Source organism: Gemella sp. 27098_8_149 (assembly GCF_041433745.1).
GTDB lineage: Bacteria > Bacillota > Bacilli > Staphylococcales > Gemellaceae > Gemella.
In genome coordinates this window covers 82,705-103,571 of sequence record NZ_JAPWCB010000002.1, presented here as the reverse complement: position 1 = coordinate 103,571, position 20,867 = coordinate 82,705, and the positions used below count along the sequence as shown (strand labels likewise).

Sequence of the window (20,867 nt, the reverse complement as noted above, 5' to 3'; positions counted from 1 at the left end):
CTCCTTTCCACGATAAATAGCAGCAAAAGAAACTATCTTTCTCTAATGCTGCATTTATTCTTTTAATTATATTTATTCATCAAATCTACAAAATTCATTTTAGAAAAATCTTCAATACAGTTTATACTCTTCGAATAAATTTTTTCAATTTCAATCATTTCATCTTTTGAAAATCTTCCTAAAACATAATCAACTACCTTCATAGGTGGGGTTGGTCTATCAATACCAATTTTTAATCTATTAAATTTTTCTGTTCCAAGGTGACTTATTATACTCTTAATACCATTATGTCCACCGCTACTTCCTTTAGCTTTAAGTTTAAAGTTCGCAGTTTTTGTATCTAAGTCATCATAGATTATCAAAATATCTTCTATATCAATTTCAAAATAATCATAAAACTTCCCTACTGCTTCACCAGATAAATTCATATATGTTGTAGGTTTAATTAATAAATATTTAATTCCATTGTGATACGTCATAGCATATTCTGCATTGAATTTAGTTTTATCAAAACTTACATTCCAAGATTTTGCTAGTTCATCTAGAACCATAAAACCAATATTATGTCTTGTATTTTCATATTGTTTTCCTGGATTTCCTAATCCAACTATTAATTTCATAGATTATCCTCTCTTTATTTTATTTACTATCGAAAATATGACTTAAAGAAGGCAACGGACTCCGCTGCCTTCTCTAAGCTAGATTTAATTAATTATTATTCAAAAAGAACACTTACAGGTTCGTTATTGTGGATTTTGTAAATAGCCTTAGCTATTAAATCACCTACACATAACGGTACCATTTTATCTAATTTTTTCTCTTCTGGTATATCTATTGTGTTAGCATATACTAATTCTTTAATTGGAGAATTTTCAATTCTATCTAATGCTTGTCCACTTAATACTGCGTGTGAGCAACTTGCATAAACTTCTTTTGCTCCTCTATCTTTAAGTGCTTGTGCTCCTAAAGTAATAGTTCCTGCTGTATCGATAATATCATCTATTAGGATACATGTTTTTCCTTCAATGTTACCTACGATATTCATAACTTCAGCAACATTTGGTTTTGGTCTTCTCTTATCGATAATCGCGATTGGTGTATTTAATGCATCTGCTAGTTTTCTAGCACGTGTTACACCACCGTGGTCTGGTGATACAACAACCACTTCTTCCATATCTGGAAGTTTTTCTTTGAAATATTTCGCAATAATTGGTACACACATAAGGTGATCAACTGGAATATCAAAGAATCCTTGAATTTGAAGAGCGTGAAGATCTAATGCGATTATACGATCTGCTCCTGCTACTTCTAATAAGTTAGCTACTAGTTTAGCAGTAATTGGTTCACGACTTCTTGCTTTTCTATCTTGACGTGCATATCCGTAATAAGGAATTACAACGTTAATAGTGTCCACTGAAGCACGTTTAAGTGCATCTATCATAATTAATAAAGTCATTAAGTTGTCATTTACAGGGCCACTAGTTGATTGTAGTACGAATACTTCGCTACCACGTACACTTTCCTCTATATTAATTGAAACCTCTCCGTCACTAAATTTTTTAACACTACATTTACTTAACTCTACTCCTAGTGACTTCGCTACTTGTTTAGCTAATGGAATGTTAGCATTTAGTGAAAACAGCTTTAATGGTTTATCTACAAGCATATTAAATTTTTCTCCTTAAAATTTGGTTCGATAGTAATACAGATGTATTCCGTTAATTATTATAGCATAAATATTAAAACATTTCTACTAATTCAAGTATAGACCAATTAAAATCCATTAATTTTTTTACTATTTGTATTTATATTTTTATTAAATCTTATCAGTTAGTATTATATTAATATTTTTCACATTAACATTAAAAATTCTATCTCGTTAACTTATTGCGATTGATATTTAATAATATGGATTTTAATATTCGGTTTTCACAGAAAGTCTTCTATATTTTTTAATAATTTTGAATATTTTCACTATTTTTTAGTTTATTTATTATTCATACTATGCTATTATTATAAGACATAGAATAAAAGAAATTTTACAAAGATCTAACTATTAAAAAATTCATATTTTTCTTAATAGTTAACATAGTTTCAAATTTACCTATTAATTCTTACTTTTATAGAACTTTACTTTTCTTTATTCTAAATTTATACAATTAAAGGAGTACCATTATGGATAAAATTTTTGAACTTATTAAAAAAGAACAACATAGACAAAATACGAATATTGAACTTATTGCAAGTGAAAACTTTGTTTCTAAAGACATTCTAAAAGCAACAGGAAGTATTTTAACAAATAAATACGCTGAAGGTTATCCTGGAAAAAGATACTATGATGGATGTGAAGTAATTGACGAAATAGAATCTCTTGCAATAGATAGATTAAAAGAACTTTACGATGCAAAATTTGTAAACGTGCAAGCTCACTCAGGATCAAGTGCAAACATTGCTGTTTACTTGTCTCTTCTAACGCCTGGTGATACAGTTTTAGGTATGAGTATGGATGCGGGTGGACACTTAACTCACGGTAGTAAAGTAAACTTCTCAGGGAAATTATTTAATGCTGTTTCTTATGGCGTGACAAAAGATACGCATCTAATTGATTACTATGAAGTCCTTCGTATTGCTAAAGAACATAAACCAAAAATGATTATTGCTGGATCAAGTGCATATTCTCGTATTATTGATTTTGCTAAATTTAGAGAAATTGCTGATGAAGTAGGTGCTTATTTATTAGTTGATATGGCTCACATCGCTGGGCTTGTAGCTGCTGGCTTACATCCAAACCCTGTACCTTACGCTGATGTAGTTACATCTACTACACATAAAACTTTAAGAGGTCCTCGTGGTGGTATTATTCTTACTAATAATGAGGAAATTGCAATAAAAATTAATAAAATGATTTTCCCAGGTGCACAAGGAGGACCATTAGAACATGTTGTTGCTGCAAAAGCAATTTGTTTTGCTGAAGCTCTTAAACCTGAATTCAAAGTATACCAACAACAAGTAGTAAAAAATATGCAAGCGATGGTAGAAGCATTTAAAGCTAATAATATTCCTGTAGTTTCAAATGGTAGTGATAACCACCTATGTCTTATCGACACATATTCTACTTATAATGTTACTGGACATGATGCTAGTGACCTATTAAGTAAAGCTAAAATCACATGTAATAAAAATGGTATTCCATTCGATACATTACCACCAGTGAAAACTAGTGGGTTACGTTTAGGAGCTGCTGCTATGACTTCTAAAGGTTACGTAGAAGAAGACTTTGTAGAAATTACTAATATCATTTGTGATTTATTAAAACAAGGTGAAAACTATCTAGAAAAAGCTCAAGAAAGAGTAGCAACTCTAGTAGCAAAAGAAAGAAAAGAATTTAGATAAAAATATCAATATAATATTTCAAACGACGAAGAAAATATTCTTCGTCGTTTTTCACGAACTTTAAACTTTGATTTACCTCGATAACGTTCGCTTTTAGAAAATTTATTTTTTAATATTATGTTTATATGTTGACAACGTTCGTTTTTCGTGTTATATTTATAAAAATTCTTTAGGAGAAATGAAAATATGAAAACCGAAAAAATTATTAAAGCATCTTTTTTTCATAGTCCAAAGTATGGTGAAATTGAATTTTTAGAACAGGCTATACTTTTAGTTTCTGATAATGGAATTATTTCTGAAATTATTAGAAAAGAAGATGAAAATTATCAACCGATATTAAATCAGTACTCAAAAGAAAGTAATTTTATTGATTTTAAAGATAAAATACTTTTACCTGGTTTTATTGATTTGCACATCCATGCTCCACAATGGCCTCAAGCTGGCCTTGCATTGGATGACGAATTAAGCCACTGGTTAAATAATTTCACCTTCCCTTTAGAATCGAAATATAAAGATATCAACTACGCTCGAGAAGTCTATACTGATTTAGTAAAAACATTATTAGCTAACGGTACTACATCTGCAATGTACTTTGGAACTATCCATAATGAAGCTACACTCGAATTAGCAAAAATTTGTGCTAATTTGGGACAAAGAGGATTTGTCGGAAAAGTAGTTATGGATGATAAAACTATGAATCCTGAATTTTATCGAGATAATAGCACAAAAGAAGCTATTGAAAATACCGAGAGGTTTATTAATGATGTTCATGAGCTTTCAAAAGATGTTCCTCAAGGTGTATATCCTGTTATTACTCCACGTTTTGTTCCAAGCTGTACAGACGATGCTCTTTTAGAGTTAGGAAAATTAGCAAAGAAATACAACTGCTATATACAAAGTCATTGTAGTGAAAGTGATTGGGAGCATAATTTCGTTCTTGAACGTTTTGGAAAACGAGATACCGAAATTTTGGATCAATTTGGTCTATTAACAGATAAATCAATAATGGCTCATGGCAATTTTATAAATTCTGAAGATGCTGATATTTTCAAAAAGAATAACTCTTCAGTTTGTCACTGTCCTATTTCTAATTCATATTTTGCCAATGCAGTTTTACCTGTTAACAAACTTAAAAAACAAGGTTTAAATATCTGCTTAGGTACTGATATCTCAGGAGGTTTCTCCCCTAGCCTATATGACAATATAAAACATACGGTCATGGCTAGTAGGATGTTAAATGATGGAGTTGACAATAGACTGGAAGCTAGTCGCCGTGGTAATCATGCTTCAAAAGTGAGTGTATTTGAAGCATTTTATCTTGCAACTACTGGTGGTGGTGAAGCTTTAAAATTACCACTTGGACTATTTAAAGAAGGTTATATTTGCGATTTCCAAGTCATCGATATCAATACACCAACAAATAAACTTCCAAATTATTTAAATAACGAAGAAGACAACCACCTTCTTCAAAAAATATTATACCTTTCTACTTCAGAAAATATACGTGAAGTTTGGGTTCAAGGTAAACAGATTCTAAAAAAAGATTAATAACATAAAAATAAAAAGGAGATTACGTTATTTATGACGAAACAAAATAAACATTTAACTATAGGTGTTGAAGAAAATATTCCATTTTCACAATCCCTAATATTAGGTTTACAACACGTCCTTGCAATGGATGTCTACGTACCACCTTTTATCTTAGCAACAGCTATTGCATTATCACCTGGTGATGCTACTGGTTTAATTCAGTCTACTTTCTTAGGAGCTGGGATTGCATCATTAATTCAGGTTTTATTCTATTTAAAACTACCTGTATGTCAAGGTCCATCATTTATTCCTCTTGGAGCTATTATTGGTATTTATATGGGAACTAAAAATCTTGGTACTGTTCTAGGAGCTAGTATTGTCGGTGCGATTTTAGTTATCTTGCTAGGTTATTCTGGTATTTATAAATATATAGTAAAAAATTACATACCTTCTATCGTTAGTGGAACAATAATTATGATTGTTGGTTTAACTTTACTTCCTTCTGCATTTGTAAGTAACATCTACATCGAAGGAAATGGTCTGACAATGAAACAAAATGTATTATTAGCATTCATTACAGCCGCTTCTTTAATTTTATTTTCTACATTAGGAAACTATGTTAACAAGTTCAAAAGAATTTTCCAAATTTCTTCAGTAATTATCGCCTTAGCTATCGGAACATTTTCTGCATACTTAATGGGTGGTTTTAATACTCAAGGAATTAAAGATGCCAGCTTTTTCTCAATGCCAAAACTATTATTCTTAGATTATAGTATACATTTTGAAATCTCTGCTATTATTACAATGATTATTATTTACATGGTACTTTTAGCTGAAACTACAGGAACTTGGTATGCAGTAAGCTCAGTTATCGACCAACCTTTAAGCGACACTCAAGTTAACAAAGGTGTTATCGGAGAAGGTATCGGATGTTTAGCTGCCGCTCTAGTCGGAGCAACTCCTGTTACTGGTTACTCTACAAATGCTGGGATTATCTCTATTACCGGGGTAGCTAGTAGAAAAGTATTCGTTATGGCTTCATTCTGGTTTATCGGATTATCATTCTTAGGTAAACTTTCTGCCGTAATTAATTCAATTCCTTCTGCAGTAATCGGTGGCGTATTCTCAGTAGTATGTATTATCATCCTGCTAAATGGATTTAGAGTTGTTAAAAATCTTGACTTCTCAGAAAGAGAATTATACATTATCGGAGTACCTTTAATGTTTACAATTGGATTATTATTTATTCCAGCAGAATTAAAAGCTAGTGCTCCACAATTACTTCAATACTTAATTGGTTCTCCTATTGCTGTTGGTGCAATTGTAGCAATAATAATGAATAAACTTATTCCATTAGAAATATAATATTTAAAACTGATGTTCGCTTGAGCATCAGTTTTATTCTTATTAATTTTATATTTTTCAAAATTATAGTATAATTATACTTGCAAACAAATTTTATAGAATGGAGATACATTGATGACAGAAAAGAAAATGAATGTTGAAAGTTTTAACCTAGATCACACTAAAGTTGTTGCACCTTATATTAGACTTGTTGGTGTATACTCTGGTGATAATGGCGATAAAATATATAAATATGATATTAGATTTTGCCAACCAAATAAAGAACACTTAGAAATGCCTAACCTTCACTCTTTAGAGCACTTAATCGCTGAACTTATCAGAAATCACCTTGATAATGTACTAGACTTCGGACCTATGGGATGCCAAACAGGGTTCTACTTATCAGTAATCAACAATGATAGTTACGAAGAAGTTGAAGAGGCTTTAGCAAAAACATTAGAAGATGTTCTTGTTGCTACTGAAGTACCAGCATGTAATGAAGTACAATGTGGATGGGCAGCATCTCACTCTTTAGAAGGTGCTCAAATGGAAGCTAAAAAATTCTTAGAAAAACGTTCTGAATGGAAAAACGTTTTTAGTAAATAATTTAAAAAATCAAACTGATAAATTTTCTTACCAGTTTGATTTTATTTTTTATCTATTATATTTTCTAATACCTAAAGCTACTATAAGAAATCCTACTCCAGCTACTATAGGAAGTTCACTTGAAGGACTACCTCCAGTTTTTGGAAGAATAGAATTCTGTTTTAAATTATTATTTGATTCAACAATATTTTTATTAATACTTCTAGTATTATTTAATAAGTTATTATCAAATTCTTCACTTTTCTCATTTGAATCACTTATCACAACTGTTTTAGATTTTAAAATTTCATTAGTAATCTTTATTCTATCTTTTATATCATTTGAAGATTTTTGTTGGTTTTTAGTTTCCAATATAATTTGTTTTTGTTCATTCTTTTCATTATTTTTAGTAGTTTTACTAAAATCTACAATAGCAAATAGACTGAAATGATCTATGTTAAACTGAACTACCTTATTCTTTACTTCCGATGGTATTAATGTTAACTTTCCATTCTTTTCTACATGATAGATATTAATCTTGTCGCTTTCATTTTCTAGTAAAGCAATTCGAACTATTCTTTTATTATTAAGATTTAACACACTAGCATTTTTTATTAACTTCAAGTCTAACACTCTTATTTTATTTTTCTCTACAGACAACACCTTACTTATACTTGTTAATTGCTTACTATTTTTTACAACCTTAACATTTAAGGAAATATTTTTAATATTACTTAATAATTCTACTTCTACACCTAGACCTTTAGTTTTTAAAGATTCAAGATTAGCTCTAGGTTTCTCCTCTTGCACTAATGCTTCGCCTTTTTCACTTATCACTAACGAAGGCTTCTCTTCTTGCACTAGTGGTTCTCCTTTTTTACTTATCACTAGCTCTGTGTTCTCTTCTTGTACTAGCGGTTCTCCTTTTTCGCTGATTACTAGTTCGGGGTTCTCTTCTTGTACTAGCGGTTCTCCTTTTTCACTTATCACTAGTTCGGGGTTCTCTTCTTGTACCAGTGGTTCACCTTTTTCGCTTATCACTAGTTCGGGGTTCTCTTCTTGCACCAATGCTTCACCTTTTTCGCTGATCACTAGTTCGGGTTTCTCTTCTTGCACCAATGCTTCGCCTTTTTCGCTTATTACTAGTTCTGGGTTCTCTTCTTGTACCAGTGGTTCTCCTTTTTCGCTTATCACTAGTTCCGGGTTCTCCTCTTGTACTAGCGGTTCTCCCTTTTCGCTTATCACTAGTTCGGGGTTCTCTTCTTGTACCAGTGGTTCACCTTTTTCGCTTATCACTAGTTCGGGTTTCTCTTCTTGCACCAATGCTTCGCCTTTTTCGCTTATTACTAGTTCGGGGTTCTCTTCTTGTACCAATGATTCTCCTTTTTCGCTTATCACTAGTTCCGGGTTCTCCTCTTGCACTAATGCTTCGCCTTTCTCGCTTATCACTAGTTCGGGATTCTCTTCTTGTACTAATGCTTCGCCTTTCTCGCTTATTACTAGCTCTGGGTTCTCTTCTTGTACCAGCGGTTCTCCTTTTTCGCTTATCACTAGTTCCGGGTTCTCCTCTTGCACCAATGCTTCACCTTTTTCGCTTATCACTAGTTCGGGATTCTCTTCTTGTACAAGTGGTTCAACTTTAGAGTCAGTATATACTTTAATAGGTACATTAACTATATCATATGATCCATCAGAATATGTTACTTTTATTCTTGCATTGACATTTCCTAATTCTGCAAAATCTGTGGAATTTAATAATTCATAGTTTATATTTTTAGGGAGATTTTCTTTAACAATTCTATTAAGTACATCATTTACATTCAAACTATTCCCCTGACGTAATAATAATTCTTCATCATTTAAAATCTTAGGTTCATATTTACCCGCTTCTGTAAGTTCTAAAGCAGCACGTGTATTAATAACATTCATACCTAAATTAGCAACTTCTTTAGTTATATTATTAATGACTAACTGGGGAGTAAGTGAATTCGAAACAGTAGTAGCAGCTTCTTCTAATTTTTGTGTTAAATTATATTTCGCACGATTATAATTTTCCACAGATTTTATTGTTTTATCAGATAAATCTACAACTGACTCTACTAGTTTTTTAGCAGCATTTACTACAGAAATTAGTTCTTTCTTATCAGCCTCAGTTACAGAAATTGGAACATCAATATTATTGCTAGTATTATCATCTAAATAAGAAACTTTAACCCTAGCATGTTTTAAACCTAATGTTGTTAATTCATCTGTTGAAACTACTGTTAATTTGGTATTTACTGGTAATAATTCACTATTAATCTTATTAAGTACATCTCTATCTTTAAGTTTTTCTCCAATCATTATCGAAACTGGTTTATCATCTACTAAAGTTGGTAAGAATGTCTTACTCAATGTACCCTTTTCTGGATCGATTATTCTTAATTTATTGATATTTTCATCACGATATCCAACTCCATCCATTCCTTGACGTTTTCCAAAATTAAAATCTGGATTTGAATTTACTCTACTTTCAAAGTATGATGTGGATGAGTGTGCTCCTGCACTTCTACCTATGCTTATTTTATTACTAGGCTGAAGATTCCCTGGGATTATGTTATCATTATCAGTATAATAATTTTTTATCTTTCCAGATTTTGAAAGTTCTTCAGAAATTTTTACATCATCTTTCGGAACTCCCCAGAACCAACCACTTTTAACTTTTGGAGCATTAAACGTATAAGTTTGTTTATACTTACCAAATTTTTCTTTTTCTGCTGTTGCTGTTGCTCTTAATGATAGATATCCACCTAATGAGTGCCCTGTGATATATAAATTTGTGATTGTACTATCATTTTTTATTTTTTTCATTAATTGAATAGCCGCTTCACTCTGATTCGATTCATTACCAAAAAACAACGCTAAATCTGCTTTCAAATCTCCTGCTTGTTTAACATTTGTACCAGCAAATGCAAGAACTTGAATCTTATCTCCTTTTAAAAATGGGAAATTATTAACTGTTTCAAATAGTACAGCATCAAGTCCATTATCTTGGTGATATGTTTCTTTTACTCTCCAATATGGTCCAAGCTCATTGTTAGTCATCTTTTGAATATTATTTGAAAGTTTTTCTACCGGAGCCTTTTTACTAAGAATGTCATCTATTTTTTTATCATTCTCATAAACTAAATTGATAAACATGGCCATGTCCCTTGCTGATATGTTCCAGATTAATTTATCCTTATCTACTTTATCATTTAATCCATCTCCATCAGTATCCGCTAATCTTGGATGTATATCGTATCCAAGATAGGTACGTCCATCTTTTTTATAAATATATAATTCATCTTTATTAGCTATACCATCACCATCATCATCACCATCAGGATTAAGCACTGCTTTTTTATAAATTAGACTATCATATTTCCCACCTTCTAAACCAATATATCCTCTTGCTATATCTTCAGCATATTTACTAGTTAGTCTGGAAATAATTTTTGTCCCTTTTTCTACTGGTTCTTCCGTATTTTCAACCGTTTCAGGTATTACTTTATTTTCTTCTGAATTTCTGTTAATTACCTTCGTTAGTAGACTTGCAATATCACTACTATCATCTACTCTCTTGTCGATAACATTTAAATTTTTATTTGAAGAATCTGAACTTGTTACAGTAGTTTCATTTTCAGATTTAACAATTGATGAATTAGTTGACGTCGAAGCTACAACAGAATCTTTATTTATACTATTATTACCATTAGAAGATTCTAGTTTTTTGTCACTTGTGATACTGTTTGTGCTTTCAGTAGCATTAAAATGGTGGGCTGTATTTGATTCATCTTTACTAATATTACCACTTGCTATTACAGTATTATTATTTCCACTATTTTCTTCATGCGCACTAGCTGCTCCTCCAAAAAAAATTAATGAACCAATAGCAACTGATGCTATACCAAAACTAAATTTTTTTATTCCATATTTTACTAATTTTCTATCAACATTATTTTTAAACATATTTCCTCCAGGATTCTATCTTAAATATATGTATTTAAATTTTAATTAACATTATTTTTAGTTAACTAATTACTCTACATTGACTAAGTATACACGAAAAAGATAAATATAACAAACTTAAATTCAAGTCTATTTTTTTATTAGATCGATTTAAAAAAGAATTGTTTTTCTTACGTATCTAATTTATTTATTACACCATTTCTAGATTTAATAACCGATACTTTTAATACCTTATTGTTATAATAAAAAATTTAATTTTACAAATTATAATATTTCAAAATTATTAGCATACTATGTACTTAACTTAACTCCTGGTATTTATTTAAATTTTTTCAAAAAAAATAAGCAGATTACTAATATAATCTGCTTAAACATTTATTATTTTGCAACTAAGCTACGAATAGAATTTCTGTCTAATTCGATTTCTACTTTTGGTGCAATTCTTACTTTTACTGTTACTGTCCCTACTTCTACGATATCTCCGTAAATTCCTGCGAAAGTTACAATTCTATCTCCTTCTTTTAATGAATCTTGAAGAAGTTTTAATTCTTTATTTCTTTTAGATTGTGGTCTAATAATCATGAAATACATGAAAGCAAAAAGAACTACAATCATAATAATATTAATATATGAATATTGCATATTTTACCTCCGGTTGATTTATATATATTTATTCTACTATATACTTAGTAAAAAATAAACCTTTTATATTCTTTTTTTACTAAATTATTAGAAATTCTTTGGATTTTCTTGGTTTAATCCATATTTTTCAAAGAATTCTTCTTTAAAGTCTAATAGCCTATCTTCTCTTATAGCTTGACGAATATCTTTCATCATATTGATTAAGAAATGTATATTGTGAGTTGTCGCTAATCTTGCTCCAAAGATTTCATCAGCTTTGAATAAATGGCGAAGATATGCTCTCGTATAATTCTTACAACAATAACAAGAACACTCTGGATCAAGTGGAGTAAAGTCTTCAGCATATTTAGCATTTTTAACTACAACACGCCCTTCAGAAGTCATACATGTTCCATTACGTGCAATACGTGTCGGTAATACGCAGTCGAACATATCAACGCCTCTTAATACTCCTTCAAATAGTGCATCAGGAGATCCTACTCCCATTAAGTATCTAGCTTTATTAGCTGGTAATAATGGTGTCACATGTTCTAAAACTCTATACATCTCATGTTTTGGTTCTCCAACAGATAAACCACCAATAGCATATCCTGGAAAATCCATACTCACTAAGTCTTTCGCACTTTGTTCACGAAGATCGTTAAATCCGGCACCTTGAACTATACCAAAGATACTTTGTGTCTTAGGATTTTTATGTGCTTCAAGACATCTCTCAGCCCAACGACTTGTTCTTTCAACAGATTGACGAATATATTTATAGTCATGGTTATAATCAGGACATTCATCAAAAGCCATCATAATATCTGATCCTAAAGCATTTTGAATATGCATAGCTTTTTCTGGTGATAAGAATAATTTTTCTCCAGATAAATGATTTTTAAAATGAACCCCTTCTTCCTCTATTTTTCTCATCTCACTAAGAGAAAATACCTGGAATCCTCCTGAGTCTGTTAGGATACTTCCATCCCAATTCATAAATTTGTGAAGTCCACCAGCTTTTTCAACAATCTCCTCACCAGGACGTAACCAAAGGTGATAAGTATTAGATAAAATAATGTCTGCACCCATTCCTTTTACTTCTTCTGGTGACATTGCTTTTACAGTAGCTTGCGTCCCAACTGGCATAAATACAGGCGTTTCGAAGCTTCCATGAGGTGTGTGAACAATACCTAATCTTGCACCCGATTGTTTACAAGTTTTTATATGTTCATACCATACTGCATTTTCTTTTACATCTCTCATATAAATATTTCCTTTCTTAAACTAGATTATTATCATCGCATCTCCAAAACTGAAGAAACGGTATTTATTCTCAACTGCTATGTTATATAATTCAATAACTTTTTCTCTATCATAAAATGCACTAACAAGCATTATTAATGATGATTTTGGTAAGTGGAAGTTTGTAATCAATCCATCAACACATTTAAATTCAAATCCTGGATAAATAAAGATATTTGTCCATCCTGAAGCTGCAACAATTTTCCCATTATTATCACGTGCAATTGTTTCTAATGTTCTTGTTGAAGTAGTACCTACAGAAAATACTCTCCCACCATTTTCTTTTGTTTTATTAATTATTTTTGCTGTATCTTCGTCTAAAGTATAGTACTCTGAATGCATATCATGTTCTTCAATATTTTCTACAGCTACAGGTCTAAATGTTCCAAGTCCAACATGAAGGGTTAAGTAAGCTATATTTACACCTTTTTCTTTTATCTTTTCTAGTAATTCATTTGTAAAGTGTAATCCCGCAGTTGGTGCAGCTGAACTTCCTACCTCTTTCGAATAAACTGTTTGATATCTTTCTTTATCAGTTAATCTTTCTTTAATATATGGTGGAAGTGGCATAGTTCCAAGTTCATCTAATCTTTCTTGGAAAATTCCATCATATTTGAATTCAAAATGTCTAAATCCATCATCTAGTACTTTTGTACAAACTGCTTCCATTATACCGTCACCAAAAGATACTATACTACCTTCTTTTATTCTTTTAGCAGGTTTAACAAGACACTCCCAGTCATTATGACCAAGATTTTTTAATAAAAGCACCTCTATTGCAGCACCTGTATCCTTTTTAGCTCCATATAATCGTGCTGGCATTACACGCGTATTGTTAAGTACTAAAGTATCACCTGGATTAAAATAATCTATAATATCTGAAAAAACTTTATGTTCATGTGAATTATTTTTTCTATCTACACAAAGTAATTTACTAGTATCTCTTTTTAAAAGAGGTGTTTGTGCTATTAGCTCCTCTGGTAAATAAAAATCAAATTGTTCTAATTTCATCTAAAATCTCCTTTAAAAGTTACCTTTACTATTATAGCTTGATTATCTAAAGTTAGCAAGCCTCACTATTAGAAATTATAAATTTTTCTATTTTATAATCTAAATTATATAAAAAAGATTTGGATCAATACTATTAATCCAAATCCTTATTTATTTTTTACTATTACTACGCAAATATTTTACATGAGATAAAATATTAGTAGCTATACCTAATCCTATACTTAATATTAAGATAGAACTACCACCATTACTAATAAATGGCAATGGTACTCCGGTCATCGGTATAGAAGCAGTAACTCCCCCGATGTTAACAACTCCTTGGACAACCAGTAAACTGGCAAATCCTAAAGAATACATTGCTGAGAATGTATTTCTTGATTTTGTACCAGAAAAAATTACTTTTCCGATTAATATTAATAGTAAACTTACTACAAACACTACTCCTAAGAAACCTAATTCTTCTGCTATTATTGCAAGAATGAAGTCTGTGTGAGCCTCAGGTAAATACCCTAACTTCTGGATTGAATTTCCTAAACCTCTACCAAATAAACCACCATTACCAAAAGCAACATATGAATTGATGACTTGATCTGCTGCTGCTGCTAAATCCTCTGAAAATGGATTTAAAAATACTTTTAAACGATTCGTTCTATAAGATGTACCATTATTAAATAGTGCACCTTTCAACATAAATAATAGGACGACCGCTATACCCGCTATTAACGCAAGAGATAAAATTTTCTTCACATTTTGAGAATGCATATTAGAGCATAAAGTCATTATCCCAATTACTGATAATGTAATAAGCATCATCCCAGTATCGTTTTGCATTGCTATTAACGTTACAAGAGCAAGAGGAATACCAAAAATTTTTAATAATTCTGAACTAGTACATATCTGGCGCAATTTTTCTTTTCTTGTTTCTAGTATAAATGCCATATATATTATAATAAATAACTGTGCTAATGTTGATGGCTGAAAACTAAATCCACCTATTCTTATCCAAGATTTAGCACCATTTATCGCTGGCATAAGCTGTGGAATGATAAGTAAGATTACCATTATTATAAAACCAGTTTTTAACAATTGTTTATTTTTAAAAACTTCAAATGGTATAACAACAGAAAAAGATAAAAATGCTATATAGGCCAGTATTGCCCATGAAGCTTGTCTTTGTAGGAAATATGTTTCCCCTACAGGGATACCTGAGGTAAATGTTCCATATTTATTTCCTATCATACTTGCACTATAGACCATCATACAACTCAAAATCAGTAAAACCAATAATGTTAATGCAACCATCCAATCTAATCGAACATGTCTTTTTTCATGTTTTATAGATCTATGTAATCTTTTTAAAAATTTCATGTTAGTTTGCTTTACTCTCTGCTATTACACTAGCGTACATTTCACTTGCCTTATCCTCTAAATCGGCTAAAATAATTCGCCCAGCTTCTTCCGATATACATCCAATTTCTACCGCAATACTAATCTCTTTTGAAAGACCATAAATTTGAGTATCTATTACATCTTGATATAATGGACATTTTCTCTGACCCTTAACAGATACACATGCATTTATCATCTCTTCAATCTTCATAACATCTTCTTCTATTCTCTTTCGTACCTTAATAAAAATAAGGTTGTTTTCCATTATTCTCACCTATCCTTTTGATAATTCATGATTAACTTCATGTTTTATAATTGCAATTGCTCTAATAAAATCTTCTTTTGAAATTAATTCTAAACGTCTTAACTCTCTTACCTCATATTCTACCATACTTAAAGTATGTCTTCTATCTTTCATGTATATTATTATACCAAAAGATTTTAAAAATTGTTGCAAATCGTAAAAATTTATCATTTACATCACCTTAAAATTTACTTAATTCGTCTACTAGGTTTTTATTTATTTCTCTACCATCTAAATCATAAGCTCGGTTCGCATACTCCTTAGCTTTTTCATAATTACCTTCCTGACGTTCAATAACAGCTAAATTATAGTATATTGGAGCAAAAGAATCATCAAAACTTATTCCTTCTAAGAAGACTTTTTTAGCATCTTGTTTAGTTGCTGATGTCAGCTTCACCATACCTAACTCATAATAAGTAAGTACAGATTTATTTTTTGAAGTCAATTCTTTTTCTAAATTAAATATATCTTCATCTGAATATGATTTTACCAATCTGTTCTCTACTCTAGCTGCTCTATAGCTATTTATAACACTCTTAGTATTTACACCCGCTAATAATAATACCTCCCCTAAAGTACTGAAGATTAGTATCGAAACAAGTGTAATATATATATTTCTTCTTTTCATCAAGAAAAGTTCTAAAAATACTCCCAAGATAAAAGAAAAGATATAAAGTACTATAGATGTTTCAAATAGCAGTGTTGCTACCGTTAAATAAGCTATTGTAATTACTCCTGAATACATGAACTTCAGGTTATCATTTTTCTTACTAAGCTGTTCCATAAAAATTGAACCTAGTAAGGCTATATTAGAAACTAACGCTATATCAAGAGTTCCAGAGTAACCAAATATTAATAATAAATTAAATATAAATGATACTACTAGTAATATTCCAATACTCTTCAATATTTTTAATGTTTTATTAAATAATATTGAAGTAGAAAAAATAGAAACCAATACAAATAATAATTTCATTGAACTATCTGTAGTAAAGACACTCGTAAACATTCTAAAAAATTGTCCACTTATTATTTTTTGGTAACTGTATTCTAAATAATTGAATAACGAATAATTGTTATTCGTAAAATATATCACAACAAAATTTGCCAAAAATAATAATAAATAGATTCCAGACAAGATATTATACTTTATATTAAATACATTTCTATCTAATGTCTGGCGTTTGTATAATTCAACCACTCTATTTTTATATCTTAAAGTATCTGGTGTACCTTCAATAAATCTAAAATCATTTTCTTTTAAGAAAAGTTTACTATTTTTTTCATTATAAAGTATACGTTCTATGATTAAACTATTCGAAATTCTATATTTTTTGTAGTCGTTTATAACTTCATCAAAGTCAGGAGAAACATAAAGGATTTTCATTTTTAAACTACTCAGTTTAAACATTTTTTTTAGTCTAACTTCATTTCTAATGACATTAGAAACTATACTATCTATTTCTGTTGATTTAAAACTATCCCCATATATAAATCTTATTAATTCATTATCTTCATTAATAAGCCAGACATCTTTCTTTTCTGGACGATAATATAATATACTATAATTATATTTTGTTATATACAGATATATAATCTTCCAAAATTTCTTATCATTCATAATTTCGCCACTAACAGTAAAACTTAAATAGACTTTAGTCTATTTAAGTTTCACTTTTGCTACTTCTTGTGAGAAATCAACAGATTCATTTAATTTTAATACTTCAATGTTAGCTACTGAGTCCATGTTTGTAACTACACAAGGAGTAATAATATCTTTAGCTTTTTCTTTTACTAATTCTAAATCATAAGTTAATAAAGTTTGACCTACTTCAACTCTGTCACCAGCAGATACAGCTACATCAAATCCTTCACCTTTCATAGCAACTGTTTCTAACCCTACGTGAATAAGAAGTTCAACTTCTCCTGATTTAATACCAAAAGCGTGTTTTGTTGGGAATACTTGGATAATTTCTCCTGCAACTGGAGATACTAATTTTCCTTCTTCTGGAATGATTGCAAATCCATCTCCCATCATTTTTTGAGCAAATACTGGATCGGGTACTTCAGTAATATCTACTACTTTACCTTTCATGTATGAGTTTAAAACTAACTCTTGTACTTGTTCTTCTTTTTTTCCGAATAATTTAGATAAAAATCCCATTATAATCCTCCATATATTATTGCCTTCTTAATATATCTATTATATACTTTTATTGCTTTTTTTTCAATTAATTTTAACAAATAATTCTAATTTAATATTAAAATATTTTAATCGATTTACTATAGCAATTTAATTTTAATAATTATTAATAAATTAGTAAATTAGTAAAAAATACCCACTTTACTATATTATAAAATATTGTAAAATGGATATTTATAAAAATTATTTCTTATTCTTCTACTTGTTCATCTTTTTGTTCAGTATTTTCTTGATAGAATAATCCATAGATATACTGCTCAGGATCAAACACTTCTAAATCATCAATATTTTCTCCTAATCCAACAAGTTTAACGGGGATTCCTAACTCTTTCTTAATTGCTATAACAATACCACCTTTGGCCGTTCCATCAAGTTTAGTAAGGATTACACCTGTAACATCACTGACTTCTTTAAATGTTTTAGCCTGAAGAATTCCGTTTTGTCCAGTTGTCGCATCAATTGTTAATAACACTTCATGAGGTCCTTCTGGAACTTCCTTCTTAATTACACGAACTATTTTTTCAAGTTCTTTCATTAAATGATCTTTATTTTGTAAACGTCCTGCTGTATCACATAATAATACATCATAACCTTTTGCTTTTGCAGATTGGATAGCATCAAAGATTATCGCTGCTGAATCAGCTCCTTCATGCGATTTAACTATATCAGCACCACTACGCTTAGCCCAAACATCAAGCTGATCAATTGCACCTGCTCTGAATGTATCTCCAGCAGCTATAAGAACTTTTTTCCCTTCTTTTTTTAGATTATGAGCTAGTTTACCGATTGAAGTTGTCTTACCAACACCATTAACCCCTACAAATAGAAATACTGAAAGTTCTTTTTCTGGCGCATAATTTAATTCAGATTTTACAGTTCCTTCCATGTAAACATCTACAAGTTTTTCAATAATCATACTTTGAAGTTCACTTGGTTCTTTTAGATTTTGTCTTTGTGACTCAGCTTTTAAGTAATCAACTAACTCTAATACTGTATTATAGCTAACATCAGATTGAATTAATAGTTCTTCTAGATCTTCGAAAAACTCCTCGTTAATTTCTCTATATGAACTAATTAAATTATTAAGAGCGTTAGAGAAATTATCACGTGATTTCTTAAGTCCTTTTTTAAATTTTTCAGTTACAAACTGACTCTCGACGAATTCTTCATATTCATCAAGTGAAATCAGTTCTTCATTTAATTCTTCCTTAGCAGAAAATTTTTCTTTTAATTTATCAAAAAAGCTTGCCATTGGATACTCCTTATATATCTTTTTATATACAAAAAGGGAGACTAAGCTCCCTTTAATTTCTATTAAAGCTTCCTATTATTTTAGGGAGTTTTAATTTTTATAAATATTTGCCCTTTTTTTCAATAAGCGGATGTTTTAAAACCGACAACCCATAAACCTTTATATATCAACATTTATTTACTTATGTTTCATGTATGGGAACAGTAATACGTCACGGATTGAAGCTGAGTTAGTTAATAACATAACTAATCTATCAATTCCAATTCCTAATCCACCTGTTGGAGGCATACCGTATTCTAACGCTTCTACGAAGTCTTCGTCCATTTCATAAACTTCTTCGTTACCAGCATCTTTTTCATCCATTTGAGATAAGAATCTTTCTTTTTGATCGATTGGATCGTTTAACTCACTGAAAGCATTCGCATGTTCACGTCTAACGATAAATAGCTCAAAGCGATCAGTAAATCTCGTATCTTCAGCATTAGTTTTAGCTAACGGAGACACTTCAACTGGGTGTCCGTAAACAAATGTTGGTTGAACTAATGTTTCTTCTACAAATGTTTCGAAGAATTCATTAATAATGTGTCCAACTTTCATGTCTTTTCTAACTGGAACATTGTGCTCTTTTGCTAATGCATGAGCTTGTTCATCTGTCATTTCTGGCCAGAAATCAACACCTGTTACTTCTTTAATAGCATCTACCATGTGAACACGGCGCCATTTTGGTGTTAGATCAATCTCATCTTCACCGTACATAATTTTTGTAGTACCGTGAATTTCATTACAGATGTATGCAATCATAGACTCAGTTAAGTCCATAATATCATTATAGTCAGCATATGCTTCATATAACTCAATCATTGTAAACTCAGGGTTGTGTCTTGTTGATACACCTTCGTTACGGAATGCACGACCAATTTCATATACTTTTTCTAAACCACCAACGATTAAACGTTTTAATGGTAATTCAAGAGCGATACGCATGAATAATTGCATATCAAGCGCATTGTGGTGTGTTACGAATGGACGAGCTGCGGCTCCACCAGCAACTGAGTGCATCATTGGAGTTTCAACTTCTAAGTATCCACGTTCATTTAAATAACTACGCATAATTTGAATAATTTTTGAACGTAAAATAAATGTTTCTTTACTGTCTTCATTCATAATTAAGTCAACGTATCTTCTTCTGTAACGCTCTTCAACATCTTTAAGACCATGGAATTTGTCAGGTAGTGGACGTAGTGCTTTTGTTAAAATTTCGAATTTATCAGCTTTAACAGATAATTCACCTACGTTAGTTTTGAATAGTACTCCTGTTACACCTACAATATCACCAAGGTCAAGAGTCTTGAAGTATTCATAAGAATCTCCTACTCTATCTTGACGAACGTAAATTTGAACTTGACCACCTAAGTCTTGAACGTGAGCAAATCCTGCTTTACCTTTACCACGTTTTGTCATAATACGTCCTGCGATTGTTACAGAAATATTTTTTTCTTCTAGTTCTTCTTTACTATATTTATCATATTCTGCTACGATTTCATTTGAAAGGTGAGTTCTTTCGAATTTAGTTCCAAATGGATCTAAACCACTTTCTCTCATAGCTTCCATCTTTTCACGACGAACAAGCATTTGATCATTTAAATCTTGTACATCTACTTTAATTTCTTCTGTCATGTTAAATTCCTTTCTAGTATAATCTAGTATTTTTATTCAGATACTCCCTATTATAACATATTTTCAATGAATTTGTTAAATCTTTAACAATAATTTTATTAAATTTTCATACTAAAAATTTTTATAAATTTCAACTTAATATATCTTAATAATCCTATTTTCACGGTAATCTTAATCAATTTTATTTCCTTATTTCTATTTTTAACTATTGTTATACATATTAAAATGATATATAATTAGTTAGCTTGATTAAATATTTATAGCAA

The 20,867-nt window shown here is 30.4% G+C and carries 17 protein-coding genes; 4 read left to right on the top strand and 13 right to left on the bottom strand.

The window, feature by feature from the left end; translation table 11 throughout:
• Positions 1 to 62: 62 nt before the first annotated feature.
• A complete protein-coding gene (pth, locus tag O3801_RS01610) occupies positions 63 to 620 on the bottom strand; it encodes an aminoacyl-tRNA hydrolase (RefSeq protein WP_294682507.1) in 558 nt (185 codons plus the stop codon).
• Positions 621 to 715: 95 nt separating this feature from the next.
• Entirely contained in the window at positions 716 to 1,666 is a 951-nt protein-coding gene (locus O3801_RS01605) for a ribose-phosphate diphosphokinase (protein ID WP_294682505.1), read from the bottom strand.
• A 509-nt stretch (positions 1,667 to 2,175) separates the two neighbouring features.
• On the opposite strand from O3801_RS01605, the gene glyA reads away from it, so the two are divergent.
• From glyA to O3801_RS01585, 4 genes are all read left to right on the top strand, one after another.
• Positions 2,176 to 3,393 (top strand): serine hydroxymethyltransferase, encoded by a 1,218-nt coding sequence (gene glyA, locus O3801_RS01600; RefSeq protein ID WP_371453816.1) that lies wholly within the window; start codon positions 2,176 to 2,178, stop codon positions 3,391 to 3,393.
• Between the two features lie 186 nt (positions 3,394 to 3,579).
• The gene (gene guaD, locus O3801_RS01595; RefSeq protein ID WP_371453815.1) at positions 3,580 to 4,941 is read left to right on the top strand and encodes a guanine deaminase; all 1,362 of its coding nucleotides are present in this window, start codon (positions 3,580 to 3,582) and stop codon (positions 4,939 to 4,941) included.
• A 33-nt stretch (positions 4,942 to 4,974) separates the two neighbouring features.
• Positions 4,975 to 6,288: a uracil-xanthine permease family protein gene (locus tag O3801_RS01590; RefSeq protein ID WP_371453813.1), complete on the top strand. Its 1,314-nt coding sequence runs from the start codon at positions 4,975 to 4,977 to the stop codon at positions 6,286 to 6,288.
• Between the two features lie 114 nt (positions 6,289 to 6,402).
• Positions 6,403 to 6,873: an S-ribosylhomocysteine lyase gene (locus O3801_RS01585; RefSeq protein WP_048802077.1), complete on the top strand. Its 471-nt coding sequence runs from the start codon at positions 6,403 to 6,405 to the stop codon at positions 6,871 to 6,873.
• 48 nt (positions 6,874 to 6,921) lie between these two features.
• Here the strand turns inward: O3801_RS01585 and O3801_RS01580 are convergent, their stop codons facing one another.
• The 11 genes from O3801_RS01580 to lysS all read right to left on the bottom strand — a co-directional run bounded on the left by O3801_RS01580 (position 6,922) and on the right by lysS (position 20,601).
• Positions 6,922 to 10,842: a Rib/alpha-like domain-containing protein gene (locus O3801_RS01580; RefSeq protein ID WP_371453811.1), complete on the bottom strand. Its 3,921-nt coding sequence runs from the start codon at positions 10,840 to 10,842 to the stop codon at positions 6,922 to 6,924.
• A 378-nt stretch (positions 10,843 to 11,220) separates the two neighbouring features.
• Positions 11,221 to 11,484, bottom strand: coding sequence for a preprotein translocase subunit YajC (gene yajC, locus O3801_RS01575; RefSeq protein ID WP_060913805.1), 264 nt, complete (start codon positions 11,482 to 11,484; stop codon positions 11,221 to 11,223).
• 87 nt (positions 11,485 to 11,571) lie between these two features.
• A complete protein-coding gene (tgt, locus tag O3801_RS01570; protein ID WP_294682073.1) occupies positions 11,572 to 12,726 on the bottom strand; it encodes a tRNA guanosine(34) transglycosylase Tgt in 1,155 nt (384 codons plus the stop codon).
• 21 nt (positions 12,727 to 12,747) lie between these two features.
• The gene (queA, locus tag O3801_RS01565; protein ID WP_371453809.1) at positions 12,748 to 13,776 is read right to left on the bottom strand and encodes a tRNA preQ1(34) S-adenosylmethionine ribosyltransferase-isomerase QueA; all 1,029 of its coding nucleotides are present in this window, start codon (positions 13,774 to 13,776) and stop codon (positions 12,748 to 12,750) included.
• A 150-nt stretch (positions 13,777 to 13,926) separates the two neighbouring features.
• A complete protein-coding gene (locus O3801_RS01560; RefSeq protein ID WP_294682076.1) occupies positions 13,927 to 15,144 on the bottom strand; it encodes an FtsW/RodA/SpoVE family cell cycle protein in 1,218 nt (405 codons plus the stop codon).
• A 1-nt stretch (position 15,145) separates the two neighbouring features.
• A complete protein-coding gene (locus O3801_RS01555; protein WP_294682078.1) occupies positions 15,146 to 15,430 on the bottom strand; it encodes a DUF1507 family protein in 285 nt (94 codons plus the stop codon).
• Positions 15,431 to 15,439: 9 nt separating this feature from the next.
• Complete coding sequence (locus tag O3801_RS01550) at positions 15,440 to 15,640, bottom strand: YqgQ family protein (RefSeq protein ID WP_060913800.1); 201 nt, start codon at positions 15,638 to 15,640, stop codon at positions 15,440 to 15,442.
• 10 nt (positions 15,641 to 15,650) lie between these two features.
• Positions 15,651 to 17,090 carry a hypothetical protein gene (locus tag O3801_RS01545; RefSeq protein WP_371453806.1) on the bottom strand — a complete coding sequence of 480 codons (1,440 nt, stop codon included), beginning with the start codon at positions 17,088 to 17,090 and terminating at the stop codon, positions 15,651 to 15,653.
• Positions 17,091 to 17,129: 39 nt separating this feature from the next.
• Positions 17,130 to 17,633, bottom strand: a complete 504-nt coding sequence (locus O3801_RS01540; protein WP_294682084.1) for a PTS sugar transporter subunit IIA — start codon at positions 17,631 to 17,633, stop codon at positions 17,130 to 17,132.
• Positions 17,634 to 17,862: 229 nt separating this feature from the next.
• On the bottom strand, positions 17,863 to 18,924 hold the full coding sequence (gene ftsY / locus O3801_RS01535; RefSeq protein WP_294682086.1) for a signal recognition particle-docking protein FtsY: 1,062 nt from the start codon (positions 18,922 to 18,924) through the stop codon (positions 17,863 to 17,865).
• Positions 18,925 to 19,101: 177 nt separating this feature from the next.
• Positions 19,102 to 20,601 (bottom strand): lysine--tRNA ligase, encoded by a 1,500-nt coding sequence (gene lysS / locus O3801_RS01530; RefSeq protein ID WP_294682088.1) that lies wholly within the window; start codon positions 20,599 to 20,601, stop codon positions 19,102 to 19,104.
• Positions 20,602 to 20,867 lie beyond the last annotated feature (266 nt).

Coding starts and splice junctions, on each gene's coding strand:
- pth (WP_294682507.1), bottom strand. CDS start 620: ATGAAATTAATAGTTGGATTAGGAAATCCAGGAAAACAATATGAAAAT.
- O3801_RS01605 (WP_294682505.1), bottom strand. CDS start 1,666: ATGCTTGTAGATAAACCATTAAAGCTGTTTTCACTAAATGCTAACATT.
- glyA (WP_371453816.1), top strand. CDS start 2,176: ATGGATAAAATTTTTGAACTTATTAAAAAAGAACAACATAGACAAAAT.
- guaD (WP_371453815.1), top strand. CDS start 3,580: ATGAAAACCGAAAAAATTATTAAAGCATCTTTTTTTCATAGTCCAAAG.
- O3801_RS01590 (WP_371453813.1), top strand. CDS start 4,975: ATGACGAAACAAAATAAACATTTAACTATAGGTGTTGAAGAAAATATT.
- O3801_RS01585 (WP_048802077.1), top strand. CDS start 6,403: ATGACAGAAAAGAAAATGAATGTTGAAAGTTTTAACCTAGATCACACT.
- O3801_RS01580 (WP_371453811.1), bottom strand. CDS start 10,842: ATGTTTAAAAATAATGTTGATAGAAAATTAGTAAAATATGGAATAAAA.
- yajC (WP_060913805.1), bottom strand. CDS start 11,484: ATGCAATATTCATATATTAATATTATTATGATTGTAGTTCTTTTTGCT.
- tgt (WP_294682073.1), bottom strand. CDS start 12,726: ATGAGAGATGTAAAAGAAAATGCAGTATGGTATGAACATATAAAAACT.
- queA (WP_371453809.1), bottom strand. CDS start 13,776: ATGAAATTAGAACAATTTGATTTTTATTTACCAGAGGAGCTAATAGCA.
- O3801_RS01560 (WP_294682076.1), bottom strand. CDS start 15,144: ATGAAATTTTTAAAAAGATTACATAGATCTATAAAACATGAAAAAAGA.
- O3801_RS01555 (WP_294682078.1), bottom strand. CDS start 15,430: ATGGAAAACAACCTTATTTTTATTAAGGTACGAAAGAGAATAGAAGAA.
- O3801_RS01550 (WP_060913800.1), bottom strand. CDS start 15,640: ATGATAAATTTTTACGATTTGCAACAATTTTTAAAATCTTTTGGTATA.
- O3801_RS01545 (WP_371453806.1), bottom strand. CDS start 17,090: ATGAATGATAAGAAATTTTGGAAGATTATATATCTGTATATAACAAAA.
- O3801_RS01540 (WP_294682084.1), bottom strand. CDS start 17,633: ATGGGATTTTTATCTAAATTATTCGGAAAAAAAGAAGAACAAGTACAA.
- ftsY (WP_294682086.1), bottom strand. CDS start 18,924: ATGGCAAGCTTTTTTGATAAATTAAAAGAAAAATTTTCTGCTAAGGAA.
- lysS (WP_294682088.1), bottom strand. CDS start 20,601: ATGACAGAAGAAATTAAAGTAGATGTACAAGATTTAAATGATCAAATG.